The organism is Blautia sp. ZXY-1-C6, assembly GCF_056339875.1.
Genome location: NZ_JBWJVQ010000105.1, coordinates 1 through 4,080, shown reverse-complemented (window position 1 = coordinate 4,080; position 4,080 = coordinate 1). Strand labels below are relative to the sequence as shown.

The 4,080-nt window shown below is 44.0% G+C and carries 3 protein-coding genes and 1 pseudogene; all 4 read left to right on the top strand.

Going from position 1 to position 4,080, the window contains the following annotated elements; translation table 11 throughout:
* A pseudogene (locus tag AC075J_RS03955) lies at window positions 1-1,803 on the top strand (PTS fructose transporter subunit IIABC); the annotation flags it as partial.
* A 98-nt stretch (window positions 1,804-1,901) separates the two neighbouring features.
* Window positions 1,902-2,159 (top strand): HPr family phosphocarrier protein, encoded by a 258-nt coding sequence (locus tag AC075J_RS03950; protein WP_019162036.1) that lies wholly within the window; start codon window positions 1,902-1,904, stop codon window positions 2,157-2,159.
* 296 nt (window positions 2,160-2,455) lie between these two features.
* On the top strand, window positions 2,456-3,199 hold the full coding sequence (locus tag AC075J_RS03945) for a DeoR/GlpR family DNA-binding transcription regulator (protein WP_118611334.1): 744 nt from the start codon (window positions 2,456-2,458) through the stop codon (window positions 3,197-3,199).
* 40 nt (window positions 3,200-3,239) lie between these two features.
* The coding region (locus tag AC075J_RS03940; RefSeq protein ID WP_476390037.1) for a metallophosphoesterase family protein at window positions 3,240-4,080 on the top strand (841 nt) is incomplete at its 3' end.

Genomic DNA, 4,080 nt, shown 5'->3' with positions numbered 1-4,080 from the left:
TTCATGAGGCTTATCGTGAACGGGTATATTTAAGAGAAGAAGAGAGCACAACAGGTATTGGCGAGGGAATTGCCATTCCTCATGGTAAATGTGATGAAATTCAAAGAGCCGGGGCTTGCGGCAATGGTCATCAAAAATGGTGTAGAGTTTGAAGCACTGGATGACGAACCTGTAACCTTATTATTCCTGATCGCAGCGCCGAATACAGAGGATAACATTCACCTGGATGTACTCAGTAAGCTCTCTGTGATGCTGATGGATGAGGAGTTTACAGAATCTCTTCGCAACGCATCTTCTGTAGATGAGTTTATGGACGTTGTTGACAGGGCAGACGGTGCAAAGAAAGATATTGATGAGAGACTGGCAGATTACCGGATCAGCAGAAGGAACACAGGCAAAGATCCTACTGCACGCCAGCATTCCTGTCCTACCGGTATTGCACATACGTACATGGCAGCAGAAGGAATTGAAAAAGCTGCAAAAGCAAAGAATTGTTTTGTCAAGATTGAAACCCGTGGATCCGGCGGTGCTAAGAATCTGCTGACAGATCAGGAGATTGCTGATGCAGACTGTATTATTGTCGCAGCAGATGCCAAGGTTCCCATGGAACGTTTCGATGGTAAAAAAGTGATCGAATGTCAGGTATCCGACGGAATCAGTAAGGCAGACCAGCTCATTGACAGGGCAATCGACGGGGATGCACCGGTCTATCACGCAGCAGCAGGTTCCCAGACATCTTCTGCCGGTAATAAATCCGGCGGCAGTGTAGGACATAAGATTTATATGCAGCTGATGAATGGCGTATCTCATATGCTTCCATTAGTTGTAGGCGGCGGTATCCTGATTGCAATTGCGTTTCTGATTGATGGATTAAGTGTAGATTTAAGTGCACTTCCGGCAGATCAGAGAGCAAACTTCGGTACCATTACTCCGGTAGCGGCTCTGTTTAAAGGAATCGGTAATACAGCATTCGGATTCATGCTTCCGATCCTTGCCGGATTTATTGCGATGGCAATCGGTGACAGACCGGCACTTGCACTTGGTCTGGTAGGTGGTATGATGGCAGCCAGCGGTAAATCTGGTTTTCTTGGAGCTTTGCTTGCAGGCTTTGCAGCAGGATATATTATTCTTGGACTTCGTAAATTATGTGATAAACTTCCGGAAGCACTGGAAAAGATTGCCCCTGTTTTAATCTATCCTGTAGTTGGAATTCTTATTATGGGACTCCTGATGACATTTATCGTAGAGCCAATTATGGGAGGCATCAACACAGGTCTGAATAATGCCTTGACAGGAATGGGAAGTTCTAGTAAAGTAATACTTGGCATAGTGCTTGGTGGAATGATGGCTATTGATATGGGTGGTCCGTTCAACAAAGCAGCATATGTATTCGGAACAGCTGCAATTGCAGCAGGTAACTATGATATTATGGCAGCAGTTATGATCGGCGGCATGACACCTCCGTGTGCGATTGCACTGGCAACACTGCTGTTTAAGGATAAGTTCACAAAAGAAGAGAGAGACGCAGGTCCTACCAATTTTATCATGGGTCTTGCATTTATCACAGAAGGTGCGATTCCGTTCGCAGCATCTGACCCGCTTCGTGTACTTCCGTCCTGTATCATTGGATCAGCAGCGGCAGGAGCGATTTCCATGGCATTTGACTGTACACTGATGGCACCGCATGGTGGAATCTTCGTATTCCCTGTAGTTGGAAATGCAGTTATGTACCTAGTCGCACTGGTTGTAGGAACAGTAATTTCTGCAGTTCTGCTTGGCCTGTTAAAGAAGAAAGCAGCATAAGTAGCGAGGAATATCTGTCTGGTCACTGCCAGAATAGAAGATCAGCAGATAAAAGTAAGAAAAGCAATAATTAAATAAAGAACATGGAGGATATCAAAATGAAAGAATTTAAGTATGTGGTTACAGACAATGAAGGAATCCACGCACGTCCTGCAGGAGAACTTGTAAAACTGGTAAAGGGCTTTGAATCCACTATCTCTATTGAAAAAGAAGGCAAAAAAGTAGACTGCAGAAAACTTCTTGCACTGATGGGACTTGGCGTTAAGAAAGGTCATGAAGTAACATTCACAATCGAAGGCGCTGATGAAGAAGCAGCATATGAAGCAGTAAGCAAATTCATGCAGGAGAACCTGTAATTCATAGAATTAAATATAAGAAACTGACAGACAGGAGATGATGCATTCATCTCCTGTTTCTGTTATAATGAGATATCAGGGTCAAAAGGTCAGAAAGTCGTTCGTGCTTGCACGATAAGACTTTTGAACTTGGGACCCGCCAAACATGAGGAAGTAGCGATTTACGAAGTAAATCTGCGGATTCCGAATGTTTGCAGAATTGGGGGAGCTGCGAAGCAGCGGAGCAATTCGTAGATATCGGAGTAAATAATCAGAAGTAAATAATCAAAGTAAATATATAATGGAGGCAGAAGTACATGCTTACAGAACAGAGATTTGACATTATTCTGAAGCTTTTGGAAGAAAGGAAGAGTGTTACAGTAACAGAACTGAGAGAACTTCTGGATGCATCAGAATCCACAGTGCGCCGAGACATTACCACACTGGACAAAGCAGGAAAGCTAACCAGGGTTTTTGGTGGTGCAGTAGCATTAAATCATAAAGTAACTGCCTATGAACCGACTGTGGCGCAGAAATCAGAATTAAATAAAGAAGAAAAGAAGAAGATTGCAAAATATGCTGCCAGCCTGATCACACCAGATGATTTTGTTTATCTGGACGCAGGAACCACCACTGGTCTGATGCTGGAATATCTGGCAGGTGTAAGAGCTGCCTTTGTCACTAATGCAGTATCCCATGCCCAGACCCTGGCAAAGATGGGAATCCGGGTTTACCTGATCGGAGGAGAACTGAAGAGTTCCACAGAAGCAGTCGTAGGCAGTCAGGCAATGCAGATGATCCAGATGTATCATTTTACAAAGGGTTTCTTCGGAACAAATGGAATCACCAGAAGAGAAGGCTTTACCACACCGGATACCAGTGAAGCAATCGTCAAGAGTACTGCAATGAAGCAGTGCAAAGATGTATATATTCTGACAGATAAGTCAAAGTTTGGCGAAGTAAGTTCTGTGACATTCGGCGGGTTTACAGATGCCCAAATTCTTACAGAAGAAATTCCGGAGGAGTATCAGGATAGCAAAAATATTCTGAAAGTGAAATAAATAATTGACAGTATGCCGCCGGCAGACAGAGCAGGCAGGAATGATATTTAGATTGGAGAAATGTGGGATGAAGTTTGCGCATATTGGGGATCTGCATATTGGAAAAAGGGTGCATGATTTTTCCATGCTGGAGGATCAGAGGTATATTCTGGATCAGATGATGAAAATCTTTGCGGAACAGAAAGTGGATGGAGTTTTAATCGCAGGGGATGTTTATGATAAGACAGTGCCGTCGGCAGAGGCAGTGCAGTTGTTTGATGAGTTTATTACAGGACTGGCTAAAGCTGAGATTCCTGTGTACATGATCAGTGGAAATCATGATTCAGCAGAAAGGCTTTCCTTTGGGGCAAAGCTGTTTGAAAGCAGTGATATTTATATTTCGCAGGTTTATGATGGTGAAATGAAAAGGATTGTGCTGAAAGATCAGTATGGATCAATATCTGTATATCTTCTGCCTTTCCTGAAACCTGCGGCAGTACGCCATGCTTTGCAGAGAGATGACATTAATACTTATGAAGAGGGTGTCATGGTTGCTCTGCAGGAGTGTGAGATTGACAGGACACAGAGAAATGTGCTGGTGGCACATCAGTTTGTGACCGGAGCAGACAGAAGCGACTCAGAAGAAACATGGGTTGGCGGTCTTGACAATGTCAGTGCGGAAGTATTTAAGGATTTTGACTATGTGGCACTGGGACACATCCACAGACCTCAGAAAATGGGGAGAGAGACCTTGCGTTACAGTGGGACGCCGCTTAAGTATTCTTTTTCGGAAGCAGATCATAAAAAGTCGGTAACGATTGTGGAGCTTCTGGAGAAGGGAAATGTGAGGGTCAGTACAGTACCCTTGATTCCCAGACGGGATATGCGTAAGCTGAGGGGAA

Coding starts and splice junctions, on each gene's coding strand:
- AC075J_RS03945 (WP_118611334.1), top strand. CDS start 2,456: ATGCTTACAGAACAGAGATTTGACATTATTCTGAAGCTTTTGGAAGAA.
- AC075J_RS03950 (WP_019162036.1), top strand. CDS start 1,902: ATGAAAGAATTTAAGTATGTGGTTACAGACAATGAAGGAATCCACGCA.